Below are 20,272 nucleotides of genomic sequence, written 5' to 3'. Positions count from 1 at the left end.
AGGGTGAAGCCGCCCTGCCCGACGCCGCCACGCCCAGGATGTTCGCCCAGGCCAGCGCCCGAACCAGCCGCAAATGATCGCAGCTTCCCAAGCTGAGAGCGCGAGTTCGATTCTCGTCACCCGCTCCATGATGAAACCCCAGGGCGACCTGGGGTTTGCGTTTTACCGAGGGTTGTCCAGTAAGTTGCGGCCCTTGAGGCGCACGAAGATCGGGCACACGGAGGGCACGGGTTCCGGGCGTCAGCCGTATGTGTGGGCAGTGATCGGTTGTCGTACGCCGGGTTTGCGCCGCGGTGATCGCCTGAAGCACGGTCGTGCGGGCCCAGTCATGAAGGCGGTGCCCTGCCAACCGCTACGGCGGCAGGGCACCGGGAGGACTCCGGTCAGGCGGCGACCTCCTGATCGTCGACGGGCTCCAGCATCTCCTTGACCAGGACCCGATCCCGCTGCGGGTCAACCGACAGGATCTCGACCCAGATCATCTCGCCGGGCTCGATCTCGCCGGCGTTGAGGTCGTGGCGCAGTTCCTCCGACATGGCGGTGCAGTGAAGGATGACCGGCCGACTGCGTCCGGGCAGCTTGAGCAGCGCGTAGCCGCCCTGGCCCTCCGGCCTGGTCCGGACGACCTCGCCGTCGAACCGGTCGCCGGCCGAGAGCCGGGTCTCCTCCCGTGCGGCCGGGGAGATCCGCGGAACCGTGGCCAGAGGCCGACTCGGGCGCAGCGGCTTGACGAGCCGCAGCGAGATCCGCCGCCGCTCGGTGTCCATACGGACCACCGCGACCTCCACGTCGTCCCCGGGCTCGAGTCGGGCCGCGGACACCACGTCCGACTTGGCGAGCAGCCCGTTGACGCCGTGCGCGATATGGACGAAGACGCCGAGCGTGGGGTGGACGTTGTGGACGGTGCCGGTGAAGACCCTGCCCACCTGGTAGTCCGTGCTCAACGCCGGCCAGGGGTTCAGGCTGCCGGCCAGCAGCGTGTACCGCATGTCCCCCCGGGCGTCCACGTCGAAGGCGCCCTGGAGCCGGGTACCGACCTCGTACTTGGCGGTCATGTCGGTCACCAGCCGGGTGTAGTCCACATCCGCGTGGGACAGCACCCCGTGCCGACCGTCGTCCGTCTCGACCACGACGAACTCCCGGGACGCGGAGACGACACGGGCGGGCACCGGCACCGTACCGCCGCCGATCATCGGCAGAAGCGTCATCTCGACCACGGTCTCCTCGCGTACGGCCTCCAGCGCCAGGCGCAGTTCCTCACGCATCCGGTTCATGTGGGCGTAGTGCGAGGAGTAGGTGATCGTCCGCAGGTCCTTCACGTCCGCGGGAATCTCCTTGAGGTCCTGCGTCAGATAGATCATCTTCTTGCCGAGGAGGTAGGCCCAGGCGAACTCGATCGACACATTCACGGACTCGTCCGAGAAGACGACCAGGACGATCTCGGCCTGCTGGATTCCCTTCCACACCGGCGTGAGGACGGAGTCGCCGCCGTACAGGGAGTCGGCGCGGACCGCCGTCATCCCCAGGCTGGAGATGAGCGGCACGAGCTCCGACTTGAAGAAGTTGTCGTAGTCGAAGAGATCGCCGTCGGGCGCCGTCTTGACGCCGAAGGGTGTGGCGACGAAGACGTTGCCGGGGATGGGACGCTCGTCGCGAGTGAGTCGGTGGCTGACCATGATGCTGCTCCTGTCGGGTGGTGCACGCTGGACCCTCCGCGGTCCGTGGAGGGGGGGTCGGTTCGACCACGACTTGAGCGTGCCCCTGAGGTCCTGACACGGTCATCCGCCGCTTCGCTGACATCTGGCGCCGTTCCGGGCGCGGTGTCAGCCACCGTGTCAGTCAACTGTCAGCCGGCGGCGGGAACATCTGTCGCAACCTGCACCAACTCCTCTTATGGGCTGTAAATTTGGCTATGTGGCAGCATCAGAACACGCTTCCGGCCCACACGCCGGCAGACTGCGTATCCGGCTCCTCGGAGAGCTCCAGGTCACTGACGAGGACGGAGCCCCACGGAAGTTACCCCCGCAGGAGAGACGGAAGTTGCTGCTGAGGCTCGCGGTCGCCTCCGGCCCTGTACCCGTCGAGCGGCTCTGCAGGGCACTGGAGCAGAACCGGGGCACCTTGCACGCGCACAAGAGCCGACTCTGCAAAGACGGCTACGCCGTGGAGAACGTACCCGGCGGCTACCGCCTCGTCCCCGGGCGATACAGCGTCGACCTGCACGAGTTCATGGCCGGGATCGACGCCCTGTCCCCAAGCACCCCGGTGAGCGAGCTGGACAGGCTGGCCCGGATGTGGGCGGGTGACCCGGCCCGTGAGCACGAAGGGCTGCCCACGGAAATCTGGCAGCCCGCCCGGCGCGGGCTGTCCCGGCTGGCCAAGGCACTGTGCGCGCTCCCGGAGGCAGAGCGCCCCGCCTCCGCCCATACCCTGCCGCGCCTCTTCCCGGAGGATCGCGCGCTGCGCGCGCTGAGCCCCGCCCCACCCCGGAAGCACCTGCTCATCGTGGACGACACGGACGCCGAGGAACTGGGCGAGCGGCTGATGGGCCGTTACGAGATCATCCCGTTGAAAGGCCTGCCGGACTGGTGGGACTTCCGCACCGACCCCCGGCTGCACGAGGTGGACGGCGCGCTGATCGACCTGCACCTGGACGACCGTGCCACGGCGAACGGCATGGAGATCATCGAGTATCTCTGCGCGCACACACGGATTCCCGCCACCCTCGTCTCCGCCTTCCCACCCGCCGCCATCGGCGAGTGGAACAGCACCTTCCTCCAGCGGCACCGGCTGCTGCGCGTCGTACCGAAGGGCAAAGACGGACGCGAGCTCTACGACCGTCTCGAAGAGGTGGCGAAGGAGCTGCTCGACGACGCCCCCCGGTACCGGCTGCTACGGCTGGACGCGGAACTCGCCCACGCCGTCTTCCTGCTGGAGGAGGAGCTGGCCCACCCACGCAACCGGGCCGCACGCACGTCGCCTACCCCCTGGAACCACAAGCAACGCCGTGCCAAACAGGCGATCGACCTCGAAGACGTCCACAACGCGTCCCGTCTGGTGAGCGAGTTCTGCAACAACGACTGGAGCTGAGTGGGCCGCCGGTCAGCCGATCGTTCGGTGGCCCGGTGACCTGCTCAGTCCCCGGCGGCGGAGACCAGCGGGAGTTCGATCCGGACCTGAGCGCCGAACAGTTCCGGGGAGGGCTCGGGCAGTACCCGCAGCCGGCCCTCGTACAACTGCGTCAGGGCGCGTGCGAGACGGATGCCCTGACCTGAGCCGTTCCGGGTGCTCAGGCATTCGCCCTGGTTGAGCCGGGAGGCCACGCCCTGCGCCATGCCGTCCCCGGAGTCGGCGACGAGGATCGCGCACCAGGGCGTGCCGTCGACGGCCGTCCACGCGGTCACCGTCATCTCGACGAAGCCGTGCTGGGCGGCCGTCGCGTCGATCGCCTTGCGCGAGTTGTCGAAGAGGTTCCAGAAGACCTGGCCGAGCAGCCAGGGGTTGGCCCTGACCCACAGGTGCTCGGCGCCGGTGACGTCGTATCTGTCGCGGCCCCCCGAGCTCACATGAGCCCCGCGGGTCTGTTCGACGATGATCTCGGCAAGCGACAGCGGCCGGGGTGCCTCCTTGGCCGTGCTCATCAGGGAGCCGACCTGGCGCAGTTGCTCGGAGACCTTCAGGTACTCCTCGTTGAGCGTCATCCGACGCTCGCGGTCCTCCTCCTCCACCATCTGGGTGTTGATCTCCGAGAGCTTGCGTTGGAGGTTGGTGTTGTAATGGTCGACCGTGTCCACCGTGATCTGGTTCAGTGAGACGACCACCTGGGCAAGCACCGCATCCGCCTGCTCACGGGCCTGCCGCAGCAGGTCCGCCACCATCTCCTCGGCCTGGCGTCCACTCCCCCGGGCCAGAAGTTCGGGCAGCCCGTTCGGAGCCAGGGTCAGCCGCCCGTTCCGGCGCTCCATGATTCCCAGGGACACCAGTGGTCCCACCCCGTCTGCCAGCTCCACCAGAGGAGGGACCCCGTCACTGCCCGCGAGGTCAGCGAGCACATCGGTCAGCTCGCCGACCTCGAACTCGCCACGGCCGCCTCCGGTGTGCAGCCACAGGGCGGTGTGCAGCGCCAAGCCGGCGTTGACGTCGGGCAGCTGCTCCTGCACCCGGCGTGCGGCCCTTCGCCGCCAGTCGCTGCCCTCCCGCATCGCCTCCAGCCGGGCGCTCAGATCCCGACCGGAGAGACGGGGCTCCGGATGGTCGCAGAGGGTCCGAAGCAGTTCCCGCAGGGCCGACGGGTGCCCGCCCGTCTCGTAGAGCACGGCCTCCACCGTGACGCTGTCGGGCTGCAGGCCGAGCAGGTCGAAGAACCACGAGAGCTGGAGCGCGGCCTTGCCCCGGCCCGCAAGCTCGAGGCCCCGTCCGGCCCCGGAGCGGCCCGCGTCCAGCAGCCCGCTCACCCCGAGCCCCGGTGCCACCGCCCGCAGCAGCGCCAACTGGCGTTCGGCAGCGGGTGGCACCGATCCTCGGGGCGTCGGAGCAGCCAGTCGCAGCAGGTCGTCGGCGTACAGCGGGCCGCACCCCTCGGCCGACGGGGTCTCCCCCTCCCACTCGGGCGCCAGCCAGATGAAGGGTGTCGAGGCCAGCTGCTCGGGCGGTTCCGCTGTGCTCGGTGCCACCCACAGGGCGATGCCGGCTCTGCCGAAGAGGCCCAACGGGGGCAACCGGTGATCACCGGTGCAGTACAGTCGGCTCACCACCCCGCCCGCCAGGGCCTCGCACTCCACCACCGGCTCGGCGGTCCCCACGCACTCGTGCAGCGCCTCCACCAGCTCGCGCACGGACGACGGCTCGGGCGGCCGATCCGCTCCAGCCAGGACCAGCGCGGCGAGCGCGTCCGTCAGCCGCCGCCCCGCAGTGTCCTCGAAGACCGGCAGCCAGCCGTGCAGTTCGGCGAAGCCCAGTTCGCCGTTCTGGTACCACTCCAGTACGTCCTGAAGCGCGTACCGGCGCAGCTGTACGGGTCTGGGCAACCGGGCGAGTCCCGAGGGCCCGGAGTCGGCAGGGAACTGCGCCCGGTCGCTGCGCACCAATGCGCGGGCCAGCCGGAACTCCCCTGCGGACAGACACTCCTCCAGCAGGCTCCGGGCGGCCGGGTCCACCGGCTCGCCGTCCCGCGACCGCTCCAGCTCGGTGCGCAGGTCGCCGCCCCGTCGCTCCTCCGCCTCGCGGGCCTGTGTCTCCCAGCCCGCGAGCAGTTCGGTGAAGGCGGACTCGTCGGTGGTGGCCAGTTCCACCAGTTCGTCGCCCATGCCGTCCTCCTCGTGCCAGCCGCGGGCCAGATCGAGTTGTTCGGCTCGGCGGGTCAGCAGGTGCAGGGCGCGGGTGGCACGGCCCGCGGCCCCGCGGCGGGCATCAGCGAGGTCGCTCTTGAGCTGCCGGGCGTCCTCCAGGGGCAATCGGCCTCCGTCAAGCATCAGATCCACCAGGTCGAAGCGGCCCTCGGCAAGGAGTTGCCGGGCCGCAGTCGCCGCGCCACGCGGGACCAGCAGGCCGTCGAGCACCTCCTCGGCCAACCCGTCGAGAGCGTCCGCGCCAAGGGCCGAGGACAACGTGCGGCCCCCCGCGAGCGCCGAGACGAGCGCGGTGTGGCTCCATCGGTCGGACCAGTCCTCGAGAATGTCCAGCAGGATTCCGTCGGTCGGTTCCATCAGCGCCGCCCCACCTCGTCCGCCGCCGCCGCCTGTGCCGCTCCCAGCCGGTACAGGTCGGCCAGGCCGTCCAGGACGGTATGGCACAACCCACGCTCCGGCTCGGCCAGTTCCGCTACAGCCGCCTGGATCCGGCCGCGCAGATCCGCCATGGCGCGCCCCAGCTCCCGTACGACGTCCAAGGGGTCGTGGGGGCCACGGGCCCGCTGATCACCGAATTCCGGGCCGGTGTCGGCGGCGGCGACCCGCCATGCGCGGTCCAGTACCTCGCCGAGCTTGGACAGGTAGTTCTCCCTGGGGGCGCCGGTCAGCGGCTGGTCACGCACGTGGCTCACCCCCTGCCAGACGTCGTCCACCAGGTTTGCCGCCACGGTCCGGCCGTCACCATGGCGGGTGCCGGCGCCGGTCTCCTTCGCCAGCAGGGCGCCCAGGCCGTCCGTGTCACGGTCGAACACCATGGCCCGTATGCGGCCGAAGAGCCGGTCGTCACGGAAGAGCACATGGTGGGTGCGGATGGCCGGCTTGATGATCACTGGCGGCCGGTCGGCCACCAGCAGCGCCTGTTCCAGCGCCTGCCACTGCGCGTCCCTTGCTTCCTGGTGCCGTTCGTCACTGAGTGCCCGGCGGATCTCCGGGCCCGCGGGAAGGCCGTAGAGCTCCTGGTGACAGCGGCGTACCACGCTGCCGAGTTCCTCCCAGGGCGCCCCGAGCCCGGCGGCCAGGTCCACCACGACGTCCCGTGCGAGGTCGTCGCCAGTGCGCAGCACCTCTTCCACGGCGACCAGCAGCAGTGCTGCCTGCTCGTCGGAGTCGGATTCGGTGCCGACCACGACCTCCAGCAGATGCGTGCCCAGCCGCCGTCCGCCGCGTGCGGCGGCGACGACGGCCAGGGGCAGCCGCGGCCGGGCCGCCGGGTCGGCGACGGACCGCCTCAGGAGCGCGGCGCGCGTGTAGTCGCCCCGCCCCCAGCAAAGCCGGACCAGCCTCAGCCGCCAGTGTGCGCTGGTCGCGGAAGGTGCGACGGCCGTGTGGTGCAGCAGACAGCAGGCTGCCGCCGCAGTGACCAGGTCCGGTTCGGCAGTCCGGTCGAGGTCCTCCAGTACGGCCCAGGGGTCCTCCGACCGGCCGAACTCGGTCCGCAACAGCGCCGCGCCCTCCACGTCCGGCCGCCAGTTCGTGACGATGCGCTGCCGGGCGTAGACGACGCGAGGAACGGCGCCACCGGACTCGTCAGGTGCCGTCTCCTTCCGGCGGACGAGCGTGGCGACCTCGGACGGTTCGCCGACCGCTGCGGCCAGTTCGGCGGCGGCCCGCGCACCGGTGAGCACGATCCCCGGCGCGGGCCTGGCGCGGCCGCGCCGGGCTCCGCGTCCGCCCTCACCCAGCAGGTCCTTGCCGCCGACCAGGACCTCGTCGTCGTGGACCAGGACCCTGCCGCGCGCGGGCACCAGTCGCAGTCGGCCCGGGTACTCGGCCGCCAGCCGCACCAGTTCGGCGGGCTCCTGGCCGGGCGGCACCGCCAGCCCGAGGGTCACCCACACCCCCTCCTGGAGCCTGCCTGCCAGCAGCGTCATGAACCGGTCGTCGACGGACGCGGGCCGGTCGCTGCTGATGACGAGCCGGCGCCGGGCCGAACGCAATGCCCGCCACAGCAGATCGACGTGCGCGTCGGTGTCCACGACACGGGCGGCCGGGAGTTCGCGGCTCGCCGCCGTCTCTGCCAATGCCCGGGCGTACGCGACCCAGCCGTCGGACCATGCCCGTACGGCCCTCTCGGGGGCGTCGGCCTCTTCCGGGGGCGCTTCCGGAAAGCCGAGCGCCTCAGGGAGCGTTGACTGCCCGGTACCGAAGGCATCGCCCGTCGTCCTGAGCAGCCGGCTCATCCTCGCCGTGGGGACGATGCCAGCCGCCCAGGAGAGCAGTCGGCCGAAGACGACGGAGTGGCAGCCCTCGTCCGGGGCGGTCATCAGGAGCCCCAGGGTGTGGCGCGTGGGGTACCCCATGATGTCGCGGTCACTGATCAGTGCGGCCTGGTCGTCCTGGATCACGACGTTCGTCTCGGGACAGGGCGCCACCTGCGGATACAGCAGCCGACCGGGGCCGTATCGGCGTACCAGGCTGACCAGGGCGTTGTGGACCGGGCCCGGCAACTTGGCGGTCGGCTGCTCGCCCCACAGCAGCGCCACCGTGACCCGCGCGTCGAGCGCCCGGCGCAGGGCCGGCTCCCAGCGCCGCCAGCCGGTGACCGTGATCTTCGGCGCGGCGATCACCAGTTGGGTCCGGCTCTGCCCTATCAGCTCGGCGATCCGGGCCTCGTGCTCCTCCTCGGCGACGGTGGCGGCGCGTACCTCGCTGGCGGTCCGGTTGTCGAGCGCCGCGCACACGGTCCGTGCCTCGTCGCCGAGTTCGAGGTGACGCGCGGACCGGGTGGCGGCGGGGACGGAAAACGCCCGGTCGGCACGTTCGTGCAGCCGGACGAGCAGCCGCTCCAGCGGAGGCGGGTCGATGAGGTCCTGTCCGGCCACGGAGCGCAGCGCCCGGACGAACGGGGTGGTCGCGTTGTCGGCGGCGAGCTGGGTGAGCCGTTCCCCGGCAAGCTGGTGCCGGGAGACCGGGTAGGCCCGGTCGGCGACGACGACCTGGAGCCGACCCGTGTCGGAATCCTCGTGGACGAGGACGTCCAGCGCGATCCAGCGCCGTTCGGTGATCTGGGCGCCGTCCGTGGGGGTCCGGTAGGAGAGCACCCGGGGCGGACGCCCGTTGCCCTGCCGCGCGTGAAACGCCCCGGCTCCCGCGTCGGGGCCGTCCGCGTCCCGCTCGGTGAAGCGCCGGTGCAGGTCACGCTCCAGTGCCGGGATCAGCTCGGCCCGAGGCACCTGGGCCGGCGTGGTGTCGTCGAGCGCCGGTTCCACGGCCAGCCGGCCCGAACGGGGGGCGAGGTTACCCCGGCGCGGCTGGACCAGCCCGGTCAGCCGGTCGATCATCACCTCGCAGTCGTAGTCGAGCGTCTCGGCGCCGGGCAGCTCGTGCAGGGTCTTCTCCACGATCCTGGTGCGGACCTCCTCGCTGACCAGGACTCCGCCGCTGGTGAAGTCCAGCCGCACATAGCCCTTGCGCCACACGTCGTGGAGAAGCTCCAGGGTGACCCGGTGCCCGAGACCGAGAAGTTCCACGAGTTGCTCCACCGAGGTGATGCCGGGCCTGCCGTCCCGGTCCCGCTCCAGGGCGTCGATGAGCCGCAAGGCCGTCATCTCGATCGGCGAGAGGACATCCCCGAGGCCGGCGCTGACATGGACCAGAAAGGTGTCGCAGGGGACGTAGATGATCGCTCTGCTGCCGAGGGTCGTCCTCATCACGGCTCCACCGGGCCGACTGCGGAGTCGACTGCCGGCCCGACTTCCGGGCTGGAGCGCCTGAGGCCGGTGAGATCGGCGACCGGAATCCGGGAGCCGTACAGTTCCACCGCGCGACAGACCTGGTGCCAGAAACCGACGTCGGTAATCGGCCGCTGGGCCCTGCGACGCCCCTCCTGAACCTGGGCCTCGTCATGGTCGTGCTCTCCGGTCCCACCACGGGCAGGCATCGGGCCCGGCTTGGGTACCGGAGGCGGGACAGGTCGGGGCGCCGTCTCCGGGACGGGTGGGGGCGCCGTCTCCAGCTCGTCCTCCGCCGACCGGGGACGGAACGACGCGAAATGCTCGAAATCCCCTACCAGGACGAGGAGTTGACGGGCACGGGAGAGCATCACATTGATCAGGTCGGACCCGGTCAGATGTCCCAGCCCCAGCCACGGCTGGGTTTCGGTACCAGGCGGTCGCCTGTCGCGTACGAGGGACACCACGACGATGTCGGCCTCCCGGCCCTGGAAGGCGTGCACAGTGGACAGGTAACGCTCCAGTCCGCGCTTGGCCAGCTGGCGGTTCTGCTGCCGGTAGGGACTGAGCACCGCCAGAGTGGTCCCGGGCTCGCCGGCGCTTAGTGGTACGGGGGCCGGGCGCATGGCCTCGACAAGTTCCTGCACGACCCGTGCCTCACCGTGGTTGAACCAGCGGGGCACGCCCTGGCAGTCCGGTTCGCCATGGGTGTCCAGCCATACCAGTGAGCGCCCGGCCAGTGCCTCGGGCGCGGTCAGGTTCACCGGGGCCACCTCCTTGCCGGTGGTCAACCGTCCTGGCGGCAGGCCGTCGGGCAGCACTCTGCCGCCGGGCGCCGGGTAGAAGACCCGACTGACGACCTGGCTGATCTCGTCCCGCATCCGGTACTGCGTCTGCAGCGTCAGCAGGGGTCTGTCTCGTGTGTCCTTGTTGATCGCGCTCCTCGCCCTGTTCGCGTCACTCGCTGCGCCCCCTCCCTGCCCGGGCAGGTCAGCGGGCGGCTCGAACAGCGAACGGAACAGGTCGAAGGCCCGGACGTAGGTGTCGTGGTTCGCGCCGATCCGTTGGAACTCCTCGTCCGGGTCGTCGACGCAGCTCTCCAGGAAGCGCAGGACGTCGTCGCGGCGGTGCGCCGGGAGCTGTTTGTGGTCGCCGATCAGGGTCCAGCGCCGTCCGCGGCACAGCGGCATGGCGAGCTCCGTCGGCCAGGCCTTGGCCGCCTCTTCGACGACCACCCAGTCCATGGTGCTGCGCACCCCGACGGGTGTGACGTTCTCCGCGGTCGCCATCGCGCAGGTGGCGAAGACGAGGTTGGCCGTCCGTCGGAGCCGGTCGCCCAGCTCCGGCAGCACGCTGTCGGTCGCGTCCTCCTCCAGCATCCGCCGCCACTCCTCCAGTACGCCCCGCGCATTGCCGCCCACCCCTGTCAACCGACGCGGCAGGTTGCGCCGGACCCAGTCGGCACGCTCCTCCGCCAGCCGGTTCTCCCGCCAGGGTTCCAGCACCGGGTCCACGGGCGCCTTGGGGGAGGCCACCCGGAGCGCCACCCCCTCCCAGCGGTGCGTGGACTGGCCAAGGTCGTCGAGGGCGTCCAGCCGACGCAGAACCCGCTCGGCCAGGTTGTCCAGCGCGAAGTTGGACTGGGCCGAGACCAACACGCGGTGGCCGGGATAGACCCGTAGATAGTGCGCGATGGCCTCGGCCGCGACCGTCGTCTTGCCAGTACCGGGCGGGCCCTGGAGAGCGAAGAAGGGCTCCTGGGTGAGGAGCTGTTGCACCGCCTTCTTGCCGTCGTCCCCGCTCAGCCGCTCCCCCGCCCGGCGCCAGCGGTAGGGCAGCAGCCGGAGCGACATCGGCGAACGCAGCTGATCGAGGAGCGCCGGGTTGTTCATCATCTCCAGACGGCCGTCCACCTGGCGTTCCAGGGCGATACGGCTGCCCCGGTCGTCGAGCGGCCTGATCCAGCCCGTTTCGGGCACCGGTGGCGAGTCCTCCGTGAGTTCCAGGACCACCCGGTCCGGGCCGCCCCTGTCCTTCACCAGGGCGCGGGCGGCGTACCGGGACGGTCCGGGCCGTCCCCGCTCGTCGGGGACGATCTCCACGGCGGCCGGCATGCCGTGGTCGCCCTCCAGAGAACCGAAGAAGTCACCCAGCGAGGGGCGGAAGCCCATGTCCGCGTACTTGGTCAGCAGTGCCGACTCGGTGACCCACGACTGGTCGCGATCCTCGTCCAGGCTGACGGTAACCGTGCGCGGCGAGTCCTTCGGGCCTTCGCAGGCGTAGGTTCGGGCAAGCAGTTCCGCGCCCTGATACTCCAGCAGCCAGTCGAACGCCGCCTCGTACTGCTGCTCGTGGTCGCGGACCTGGCGCGCCGAGCCCACCGCCTCGACGAGCGGCCGCCATGAGGGGCGGTCCGCGCGCACCCGGTCGAACTCGCCGGTGTCCATGTCGGTCGGTATCGCCTCCAGTTCGGGGAGTTCCCGGCGCAGCGGCTGATCCAGCAAGGGCTGCAGTCGCGTGCGGACGAAATGCTGATCGCGGCGCACCACGTATTTGATCAGCAGCACCTCGTCCAGTTCCGGGCCCAGTCCGCCCCACCCCAGGCGCGGGCGGTAGTAGGTGCAGAACCACAGCGCACTGCTGCCGACCAGCAGATGCTTCGCATCGGCGCGAGCGCGCTGGTCACGTTCGCTGCCCGCTACGAAGGGGACCGCGCCATGCGGGGAGCGCAGCAGCTTGGCACCCTTCAGATCCCGCTGGATCAGCCCGGCCAGCTCCAGTCGGCCGGTGTCGGTCTCGGGGCTGTGCCCCAACCAGCCCCACTCGTATACGGTGAGCCGGGACTCCTCCGGCATGTAACCGATCAGATACGGTCGGCTGCTGACGCGCTCGTCCCAGGTGACGACGATCCGTTCGTACTCCCGGTGCAGTTCCTCGACAACCTCGTAAGCGGTGGGACGCTCACGCGGGTGGTCCCAGCGCAGCATCCTCTCCAGCAGGCCGGTGAGTTGGGGCGGCAACTCCCTCTCAGCCCTCAGGCCGGCGATGAGATGGGCGTTGATCTGCGCCATCCGCTCCGGCGTACTGTGCGACAACTCATCTTGTCCTGGGAGCAGTTCGGCAGGCATCGGGCCGAAGAACCATTCCCAGACCACGACCGCCAAGGCGTAGACGTCGGCGCGTTCGTCCTCCGCGACGGGCGAGTGCCCGTCGTGCGGGAAGAGAAAGTCCAGCCGTTCCTTCGGGGCGAAGGCCAGCGCGCGGGACGGCTGAGACAGGTACAGCTCGCGTAGCTTCTGCCCTTCACCATGTGTGTCGATCATCGAGTTCTGAACCAGATTCGCCATCAGCGCGCTCATTTCGAAGCGCGCCAGCCACATGTCCGGTGGGTCCTGGTCCGTAGCACCGATGGTGCCGGGCCACAGGTTGCGGTGATAGGCACCGAGCCCGTGCAGGGTGGCCAATGCCTCGGCCAGCCGCAGAAATTGACGTAACGACAGCTTGGGATTGCGGTGCATGTAGGCGACCGCCTCAGGGTCGGCCAGTGTGTTGCTGCTACCGCGGGTGACAGCCACCGCCACGCCGCGCAGAGCACCGCTGCCGATCGCCTCGCTCGTCTCTTCCGGAGAGCGGAAGCCGCCGTCCAGGATCCGCGGCAGACCGGGCTGCCCCGTCGCGCCGACCCGCAGTAGGACGCGCACTTCCTGCTCCCACAACAGCCCACCCACGCCCGTGATGCCCACATAGATCTGGACGTCCACCGGTCGACCCTCGGTGTCGACAAGCCGGTAGCGGAAAAGCTGCTCGGGAACCAGCTCCTCACGCCCCAGGAGAGGTTCCGCCCCACTGGGTGGCTCGTACGGGCCGTGAACTGCCGTTTTCGGGTCGCAGCAGAAGTACCTGACAAACTTGTCCACAAGTTCACTGACGCCGTCCGACAAGGGCGCACCCTTCCTTGAACCGGAAGGCCAGTGTGCACCATTATCCGCATTTACATACAGGTAACAGCGCAATCCCGCATAGCGGTTGTTCGTGATCAGAGGCGCCAGAGGTCGTCATGGCCACCCGGCTCAACTGGTGGATCACGACCGTGCCGCAAGCGCCGCCGCCCCACCCAAAGAACCGGACAGCCCCATTGCGCGCGCCCCAAGTTGGTCGAGGAAGACCCAGGCCATGAGCCACCATCCCCGTGTCGCCGGGTCCAGTCTCAGAGGGGTGGATACAGTGCCGGGCAGCGGGGGACACGAGCATCGACCCTCACGACCAGGGTCTGCTGCCGACGTGCGGAGCGGGGCCCTCTACCACACTTTGCCCCCAGCTTTTTCGACACTGGTTCCGCCCGTTGTACAGACCCGCAGGAGCCGACGGCGGGAAGCGGACGCAGGTACGCATCCGCAATCGCGCATCTCGCTCAGGCACGAAGCACTTGTCCGCGGACACTCCGAAGGCCCGTCAGCCACTCCCAGACCGTCCACTCGGGCAGGCCGTGCCCACGGCGTGCCCGTAAGGGAGGACAATCACGGTCACAGGGGTGCGATCCACCCCTGACGACCATCCCAGGAAGAAGGCATCTGCACAGGTCACGGCCATAACGCCGACCCAGGCTCCGTCGCTTCCCAAGCTGAGAGCGCGAGTTCGACTCTCGTCACCCGCTCCATGTGAAACCCCCAGGCCAGAGGCCCGGGGGTTCTTTGTTGTCTAGACCGGTGCGCGGGTGGCTCACCACAACCGCACCATAAGGAGTCGGCTAGGTACCGGTGGCCTCCTCCTTGTGGTGCGCGGAGGCGCCCGTGTGGTTCTTCGCACGCTCGGCGCGCACCATCTCGTCAAGGCCGGCCGCCAAGTCGCGCTGCCGCTCGTCGTCGGAGTGCTGATAGATCAGCGCGGCCTTCTCGGAGCACCGCTAGGGGTGGGAAATCGCCGCGAACCGGACAGCATCCGACTATACCGAAGCCTTGCGACGCCCCTGGAACTCCCGCTCAGGGTGGATCAACCGCCCACACCGCCGCACAGCAGGCCACGTACTTGGAGCGGCTACGCAAGGAAGTCACCGCCGCCCTCGAAGGACCCCGGGCTGCTCGACCGAGAGACCGCGATGCGCGACAGCACCGACCTCGCCCGCTCCGCCCGAGCCTCCCCCGCATCGCCGGCCTTCTCGCAGACCCGGACCTCCGTGTCCGGCTGGCTACCCTGCGCGCGCAGCTAGACCCCGTGCCCGCTCCAACCCACACATGAGGATGGGCCCGGAAAAATCTCCGGGCCCATCCCTCTACCTCTCCCCCTACCCCGGTGTCGTCACCACAGTGAGACGTACGGCGACATCGCCGGAACCCACATCAGGTCGAACAGCGGTAGCAAGCACAGCCGCAGCGCCATGAGCGTCCAGCCGAGCCGTCGCATCCACCTCTGCTCGCGCGTCAGCAGACCGAGGGTGACCACCACAGAAACCGCCAGTCCCACGCTGGCAGCGGTCATGTACGGGACGTCCGCCAGGAAGACGTACGGATCATCACGCCAAGTCCACAACGTTCTGGCGACGACCAGGGCAAGCACCGCCTCGGCGGAAACCAGCCAGAGCACTGGGCGAGAAAGATGAAACGTGCCTCTCGGCATTGCGGTCGACGACGGCATCAGTACCACTCCGGCTTGATTCGGTAGATCCAGATCTTCATCTTGGGCATGACCTTCTTCTGCGCGGCCAGGCTGCGGTACTTGTAGGACTTCGTATGCTGGGTGACGTAGATCTTCCCGTTGCTGATCTTGCTGATCTTGCTGATGATCGATGCGTGGTCGACCGACCCGTTGCCTGTCCAGTCGTAGAAGACGACATCGCCCGTGAACGCGTTGCTCGTGGTGCGCTTGGAGCTGAGCATGTGGTTGTACACGAAAGCCTTGAAATAGGACGCGTTGACCCATGTCCAGGTCTCATCGTGGACCCAGTTGTCCGGCTTGTACCACCAGTAGTTCTTGCTCTTGTGACTCTCGTCCCCGGTGCCCTTCATCCTTGCGCCGCCACCGTAGTGGACAGCGCGAGAGACAAAGTTTGTACAGTCTGAGTCGCACATGTCCGGGCTGTCCCAGTTGGACACGGCCCAGGTTGCTGCACCGGTGCGGGCGTAGGAGCCGGCTTGAACAGCGTTGAAGGACACCGGAGTGACCGTGCCGGTGGTGGTGGTGTCGCTTCCGTTGTCCGTGGAGTCGCCGTCGAACGTCGAGGATTCGGTGTCGGCGTCGGTTCGTTTTCGATGCTGTTGGCGAAATCGAGCAACGCGGCGCCAGCGGGCCGCACGGTCACCTCGTGGGCAGCCGCGGTGACTGCAGAGAGCAGAACAGGCTTCGTACCGGCGGTGAAGGTGTAGCGCATCTCGACCGCGCCGGTTTCGTCGGTCGGATCAGCGGTGGCGGCGCTCACGTCCGTCACGATGACGTCCGAGGTACTCACAGCGGCCCGCAGGGTGACTGTCTTGCCATCGCCCGACGGGATGGCCAGCACGCCGCCGAACTCGGTTTCTGGACCGGTGTTGTCCGTGTCGTCCTCGGAAGCGGCGATGCGCTCCCGCAGCAGGATCTCCTGATCGTCGGACAGGAGTTCTTCGAACTGGGCGCCGTACCCGCTGTTGGACGCGGCGTCCTTCGCGTCCACGTAACCACCGCCGATCAGACCGCCCCTGGCGTGGTGATACGCCTCAAGAGCCGTCTCATAAGCACTCGCCCCGCCCGGCACGGTTGTGGGAACGATGGCCTCCGACGCGGCGGCCGGGCCCGTGCCGTAGTCGTTCCGCCCAGTCACCTTGAAGGTGTAGGTGGTGTCTCCGGCATCCGCGTCGAGGTCTGTGAAGACGGCGGATCGGCCCGTGGTGGTCCGCGTGGCTGCGGTCGTGCCGTCAGAGGCTACGGCGGTAACGGTGTAAGTGACCACGTCGTCCGCGTCACCGGCGAACTCCGCTGCGGTCCAGGTCACCAGAGCGCCGCCCTCACCGCCTATGGCTTTCAGGTCGCTGACGGCGGAGGGTGCGGTACCCGTGCCGCTGGAGGCCCCGGAGTCCTCCGTCACATCGAGGGTGAACTCTTGGAGGTCGGTGTAGGCCGAGCAGACATCAGCCGCGCAGGCACGCATCTTCCAGTTGTAGGAGGCACCGTCGGTGAGCAAGCCGGCTGGCAGCTTCACAACAGCGCGGTCGCCGTCCTCCACCCCGGCAGTGAAAGTGCTACCCACAGCGTTACCCGACGCGTCGTACACCAGGTACTCGGCGGTCACCGCTCCCTGGCCAGGAGCCACAACGACACCAGTGAGCAGTGGCGTCGCGGTTTGCGTCGCACCGGCCACGAGGTCGGTGGGCTGCTCGGGTGCGGCAGCCTTGGAGATGTCGACCGTGAACTTCTGCCAGGCACTCCATGAGGTGGAGTAGTCCGTGCCGTCGTACGTTCGGGCCCGCAACCGCAGGTGGGTGCCGTTCTTGAGCGGAGTTTCTTCCGGGACGGCGAAAGCAGCCGCCTCGACGGCATCCACGTAAGCACTGTCAGCGGTGAGCTTGTAAGTGGTGTCGTTGTAGGCCGGGTCAGGCTCGATGACAAACTGGACGCGCGCCCTGGCCCCCGGGTCGGCGTCGTTGACGAGGCTCGACAGCACAGGTGTGAGTGCGGTGACGGTCGGCACGCCGCCGCTCGTCGTGCTCGGCGAGAAGGACGCGGTGCCTGGGGCATCCGGATAAGAGTTGTACGACACCGTCAGGTGGGGTTCGGTCGAGCCGTCTCCGGAAACGTAGTTGGCGGAGCGGTAACGGCGCCAGGTCAGAGAGTCGGCCTCGTCAACACCACGGATCATCAGCCCATGGTTTGTGGTGCCGTCCGCCCAAGCCCTGACGATGGTATCGACGTCGAAGTTCACCGTCCCGGCAGGACAAGCAGAGGAGTACCCCTTGGCCGCAGTGTTGATCACCTGGCCCGAGGTAGTTGCGGCGGGCTGGGTGTTCCACGTCACCGAGGAAGACGACCATGACTCGGTCACCCGGCGGACGACAGTACCTGTTCCAGTCGTGCAGGAAGAGGACCAGTCGGAGTAGAGCGCCAGGTTGGTATCGGTGATGTGAGTGCCGGCAAAGTTCGACACGTCGAACTTCAGGTAGGAGCGGGCCACAGTGTCACCGGCGTTGTACGTACCCGACTTCAGCTCGGTGGAAGGGACTTGTGAGTCGGGGTAATTGGTGGCAACCCAGGTATCGGTGGTGACGGCAAGCGTCGAGGTGGGGTCGACGGTGACCGGATAGGTCAGATCCTGCTCGAAGTATTCCGGATCTGGCTTGAGGACGAGGGTCTGACGGCCGTCAGTGGCCGTTTCGATCTCCGTGTCCACAGGGGCGAGGTAACGAGACTCTCCAGACTTCTTGTCCATCGAGGAGTCCCACATCATGGGGGCAGGGGCCTCGGCGACAAAATTTCCAGCGGTGTTCTTCAGAAGCAGGTGCCCAGAGCCAGCCTCGGACAGTGTGAGACCCTTGAGGGTGACGGGGATGCGATAGGTAAGTTCGCCGGTGGGAGCCGAGTCCAGGACAACGTTCTGGGAAAAGCCCTGCTTCAGGGCCGTGACGGTCAGGGTCTGGCCATCACCCAGGCCATAGGCAGCGGTGTCGCCCTTGACCTCGGGCGTGGGCAGAACGTCCTCCCAGCCCAGCGCCAGCGAAGTGTCGCCTGCGGCGACCGAGGCCAGCTTCTCACCCAAGCCGTCGCGGGGCTGGGCCGATCCCGCCAGGGCCGTGAGAAGTCTCCATGAGCACGCACTGGAGCGGGCACTCCTGGGTCCCGGCGGCGCCGGAGACTTCCATGCGCGGGCCCGGCACGGCCAGTTCGCCGTGAGTGGTTCGGCACCCGCTGCCCGAGGAACGTCGTCACCGAAGTCCACGCCAAGGCCCCCGCGCCCACCGCTGTCACCACCCTCGCGGACTCGCCGCCTACGTCCACGCCGAGCACGCCGGCCGCGGGGTCAGCTCACCGGTGTGAGGATCATCGCCTGTCCGCCCGCGCTGGTCATGGTCACGTCGAGAGTGGTGGTGGAGGTGACCGTCCGGGTGCTGACGACCGTGGGGGTCGCGTGCGGAGTGGTGCCCGCCGGGCCGTCGGCGTAGATCGTGGCCGTGTAGGACGTGCCGCTGTCGAGGAAGTGCAGCGGGACCGGCACGGTGCGCGCGGCCTCGTTGTTCATCGCGCCGAGGAACCATGTACTGCCGCTACGGCGGGCCACGGCGACGTACTCGCCGAGGGAAGCCACGACCGTGGTGCTCTCGTCCCAGGTGGTGGGGACTGCGTCGAACCAGGCGAGGCCCGGCCAGTTGGCGGTGTTGGCGTACGCGGAGGGCTTGGAGTACCAGTAGAGGAAGTTCAGCGGCTGGTAGTAGACCGCGGCCATCGCCATCTGGTGGGTGTTGGTGGTCCGGTCGCGGGACTGGCCGTAACAGATGGTGTAGTCCATGGGGCCGCCGACGTTGCGGGCGAAGGGCAGGAGGACGTTGTTGCTGGCGGTCGGGAACTGTTCGTTGCCCCGGACGCCCTCCAGGCTGATCCAGTTGGGGTAGGTGCGCTCGTAGCCCCACGACCGAACGTTGTCGTGCATGTCGATCAGCAACTCGTGCTTGGCGGCGGTCTTGGCCCAGGCGACGATCTGGTTGGTCATGGCCTGCGTGCCGTCGTTGATGAAGCCGAGCTTGACACCGGCCACGCCCCAGCTCTTGTACAGGGCGAACAGGGTGTCCGGGTCGTTCGCGGCGATCCGGTTGACGTAGAGGAAGACCCCTATGCCCTTGCCGGTGGCGTAGTCGATCACCGCGGGCAGGTCGATGGCGGATATCGCGCGGGTGGCGTCGGGGGTGGTGAACTCCGGGCCGTACCAGCCGGCGTCGTACTCGATGTACTCCAGGTTGCGGGCGGCGGCGAAGTCCACGCCCTGGGTCCCGGCGGCGGTGGTCAGCTCGCAGCGGAAGACCTTGCCCGGCTTGATCCAGGAGGTGTCCGGCAGGGCGCAGGCCGGGGCGAGGTTGAGTACGAGCTCGGCGTTGTCGATCAGGTCACCGGCCTCGTCGCCGAGCACCAGGACACGCCACGGCGTGGCGAACGGCGTGGTGACGGTCGTGGTGTTCTGCGTGGTGCCCGGGGAACGGGCGGACTTCTTCATCAGGTACGTCTTGAGCGTGTCGCCGGCGCCGGGGACGGAACTGACCATCGAGCGTGGGTAGTTCACCCGGGCGGACTCGCACACGGTGGCGAACAGCCCGCTGTCCAGGGTGACCAGCAGCGGCAGGTCGCTGAGGTTGCCGTTGTCGGTGCTGGAGGTGCCGGTGTGCGGGATGGCGTCCGGCGCGACCGGGCTGTAGGCGCCCTCGTCCCGGGCGCTGTAGATCGTCGTGTTGTCGGGGAAGACCCAGGTCGTCAGCTCGTCGGAGATGGTGGCACTGCCTCTGTCGAGCAGGACACAGCGCAGTGCGACACCTGTGTCGTAGGCGCGCAGCTGGACGGAGAAGTTGACGCCGCTGGTGCCGTCCCGGAGGTTCCAGCGCATCTCCTGGTAGTGGTCCCGGATCGTCGCGTTGCGTCCGAAGACGGGGGTCCAGGCGCTGTCCTTGGTCCAGTGCTGATAGCTGGTCACCGACACGTCGCGTGTGCCCAGTTCGGTGCCGTCGCTCAGCAGCAGACCCAGCGCCGAGGGGTTGAGGACGGTCGTACCGCCGCGCTTCACCGACCAACGGAGCACCCCGTCGGCCAGGGACATCGTGATCCGGTTCGTGCCGTTCGGCGAGGTCGCCGTGATCGATGTTGTCGATGTTGTCGACGTGTCCGCCGCCTCCGCGACTGACACGTCACCGACGTCCAGGATCGCGCCTCCCGCGGTGACCGCCGCCGCCATGAGGAGCCCGCGTCGGGACAGCCCCTGCGGGCGCTCGGTCGTGGGCCGGCGGCCGGACATGTCCCCGGATGCGGAGGCTTCCATGGCATGTACCCCTCTCATGGGCCCCGCAGCAGCCGATGAGGTCCGGGCACTGGCACCGCGCGGGCGTTGTGTGTCCCTGTGACGCAGGACAATCGCTCTCAACAAAACCAATCAGTAACGAACTACGGCCGACTCGCAGAGTTGTTCTACGCGTCGATCTTCCGACGGTCAACGGGTCCGTGCGGAAGTTTTGCCTCAGCGATGCCTCAGAGATG

Annotated in this window: 9 protein-coding genes and 1 pseudogene; 1 reads left to right on the top strand and 9 read right to left on the bottom strand. The window is 68.7% G+C overall.

The genetic code is table 11. From position 1 onward, the window contains the following. Nucleotides 1-383: 383 nt before the first annotated feature. Nucleotides 384-1,676: a S1 RNA-binding domain-containing protein gene (locus OG858_RS24705; RefSeq protein WP_327344428.1), complete on the bottom strand. Its 1,293-nt coding sequence runs from the start codon at nucleotides 1,674-1,676 to the stop codon at nucleotides 384-386. Nucleotides 1,677-2,040: 364 nt separating this feature from the next. Here OG858_RS24705 and OG858_RS24700 point away from each other — a divergent pair, with 364 nt between their 5' ends. After that, the gene (locus OG858_RS24700; RefSeq protein ID WP_327724584.1) at nucleotides 2,041-3,090 is read left to right on the top strand and encodes a hypothetical protein; all 1,050 of its coding nucleotides are present in this window, start codon (nucleotides 2,041-2,043) and stop codon (nucleotides 3,088-3,090) included. A 44-nt stretch (nucleotides 3,091-3,134) separates the two neighbouring features. Here OG858_RS24700 and OG858_RS24695 read toward each other — a convergent pair whose 3' ends face one another. From OG858_RS24695 to OG858_RS24660, 8 genes and pseudogenes are all read right to left on the bottom strand, one after another. Then, on the bottom strand, nucleotides 3,135-5,705 hold the full coding sequence (locus tag OG858_RS24695) for an ATP-binding protein (RefSeq protein WP_327744464.1): 2,571 nt from the start codon (nucleotides 5,703-5,705) through the stop codon (nucleotides 3,135-3,137). Beyond that, the gene (locus OG858_RS24690; RefSeq protein ID WP_328544443.1) at nucleotides 5,705-9,058 is read right to left on the bottom strand and encodes a hypothetical protein; all 3,354 of its coding nucleotides are present in this window, start codon (nucleotides 9,056-9,058) and stop codon (nucleotides 5,705-5,707) included. Before OG858_RS24690 ends, OG858_RS24695 begins: the two co-directional genes overlap by 1 nt. Continuing rightward, entirely contained in the window at nucleotides 9,058-12,840 is a 3,783-nt protein-coding gene (locus OG858_RS24685) for an AAA domain-containing protein (protein WP_327724581.1), read from the bottom strand. The genes OG858_RS24690 and OG858_RS24685 overlap by 1 nt, the downstream gene beginning before the upstream one ends. 986 nt (nucleotides 12,841-13,826) lie before the next feature. Continuing rightward, nucleotides 13,827-13,976: pseudogene (locus OG858_RS24680) on the bottom strand (integrase); the annotation flags it as partial. A gap of 398 nt (nucleotides 13,977-14,374) precedes the next feature. After that, nucleotides 14,375-14,710, bottom strand: a complete 336-nt coding sequence (locus tag OG858_RS24675; RefSeq protein ID WP_327724580.1) for a hypothetical protein — start codon at nucleotides 14,708-14,710, stop codon at nucleotides 14,375-14,377. Further along, nucleotides 14,710-15,144 (bottom strand): amidase domain-containing protein, encoded by a 435-nt coding sequence (locus OG858_RS24670; RefSeq protein WP_327744462.1) that lies wholly within the window; start codon nucleotides 15,142-15,144, stop codon nucleotides 14,710-14,712. The genes OG858_RS24675 and OG858_RS24670 overlap by 1 nt, the downstream gene beginning before the upstream one ends. Next, the gene (locus OG858_RS24665) at nucleotides 15,078-17,798 is read right to left on the bottom strand and encodes a DNRLRE domain-containing protein (RefSeq protein WP_328544444.1); all 2,721 of its coding nucleotides are present in this window, start codon (nucleotides 17,796-17,798) and stop codon (nucleotides 15,078-15,080) included. The genes OG858_RS24670 and OG858_RS24665 overlap by 67 nt, the downstream gene beginning before the upstream one ends. Before the next feature lie 261 nt (nucleotides 17,799-18,059). After that, nucleotides 18,060-20,057 carry a glycoside hydrolase family 97 protein gene (locus tag OG858_RS24660; RefSeq protein WP_328544445.1) on the bottom strand — a complete coding sequence of 666 codons (1,998 nt, stop codon included), beginning with the start codon at nucleotides 20,055-20,057 and terminating at the stop codon, nucleotides 18,060-18,062. Between the last annotated feature and the right edge of the window lie 215 nt (nucleotides 20,058-20,272).

It is taken from the genome of Streptomyces europaeiscabiei (assembly GCF_036346855.1).
GTDB lineage: Bacteria > Actinomycetota > Actinomycetes > Streptomycetales > Streptomycetaceae > Streptomyces > Streptomyces europaeiscabiei.
Note: the sequence above shows the minus strand (reverse complement) of the source record. Positions and strands in the feature narration are given on the sequence as shown.

Excerpts from the sequence above, each read along its gene's own strand:
- OG858_RS24660 (WP_328544445.1), bottom strand. The coding sequence starts at position 20,057 with ATGGAAGCCTCCGCATCCGGGGACATGTCCGGCCGCCGGCCCACGACC.
- OG858_RS24705 (WP_327344428.1), bottom strand. The coding sequence starts at position 1,676 with ATGGTCAGCCACCGACTCACTCGCGACGAGCGTCCCATCCCCGGCAAC.
- OG858_RS24695 (WP_327744464.1), bottom strand. The coding sequence starts at position 5,705 with ATGGAACCGACCGACGGAATCCTGCTGGACATTCTCGAGGACTGGTCC.
- OG858_RS24690 (WP_328544443.1), bottom strand. The coding sequence starts at position 9,058 with ATGAGGACGACCCTCGGCAGCAGAGCGATCATCTACGTCCCCTGCGAC.
- OG858_RS24670 (WP_327744462.1), bottom strand. The coding sequence starts at position 15,144 with ATGTGCGACTCAGACTGTACAAACTTTGTCTCTCGCGCTGTCCACTAC.
- OG858_RS24675 (WP_327724580.1), bottom strand. The coding sequence starts at position 14,710 with ATGCCGTCGTCGACCGCAATGCCGAGAGGCACGTTTCATCTTTCTCGC.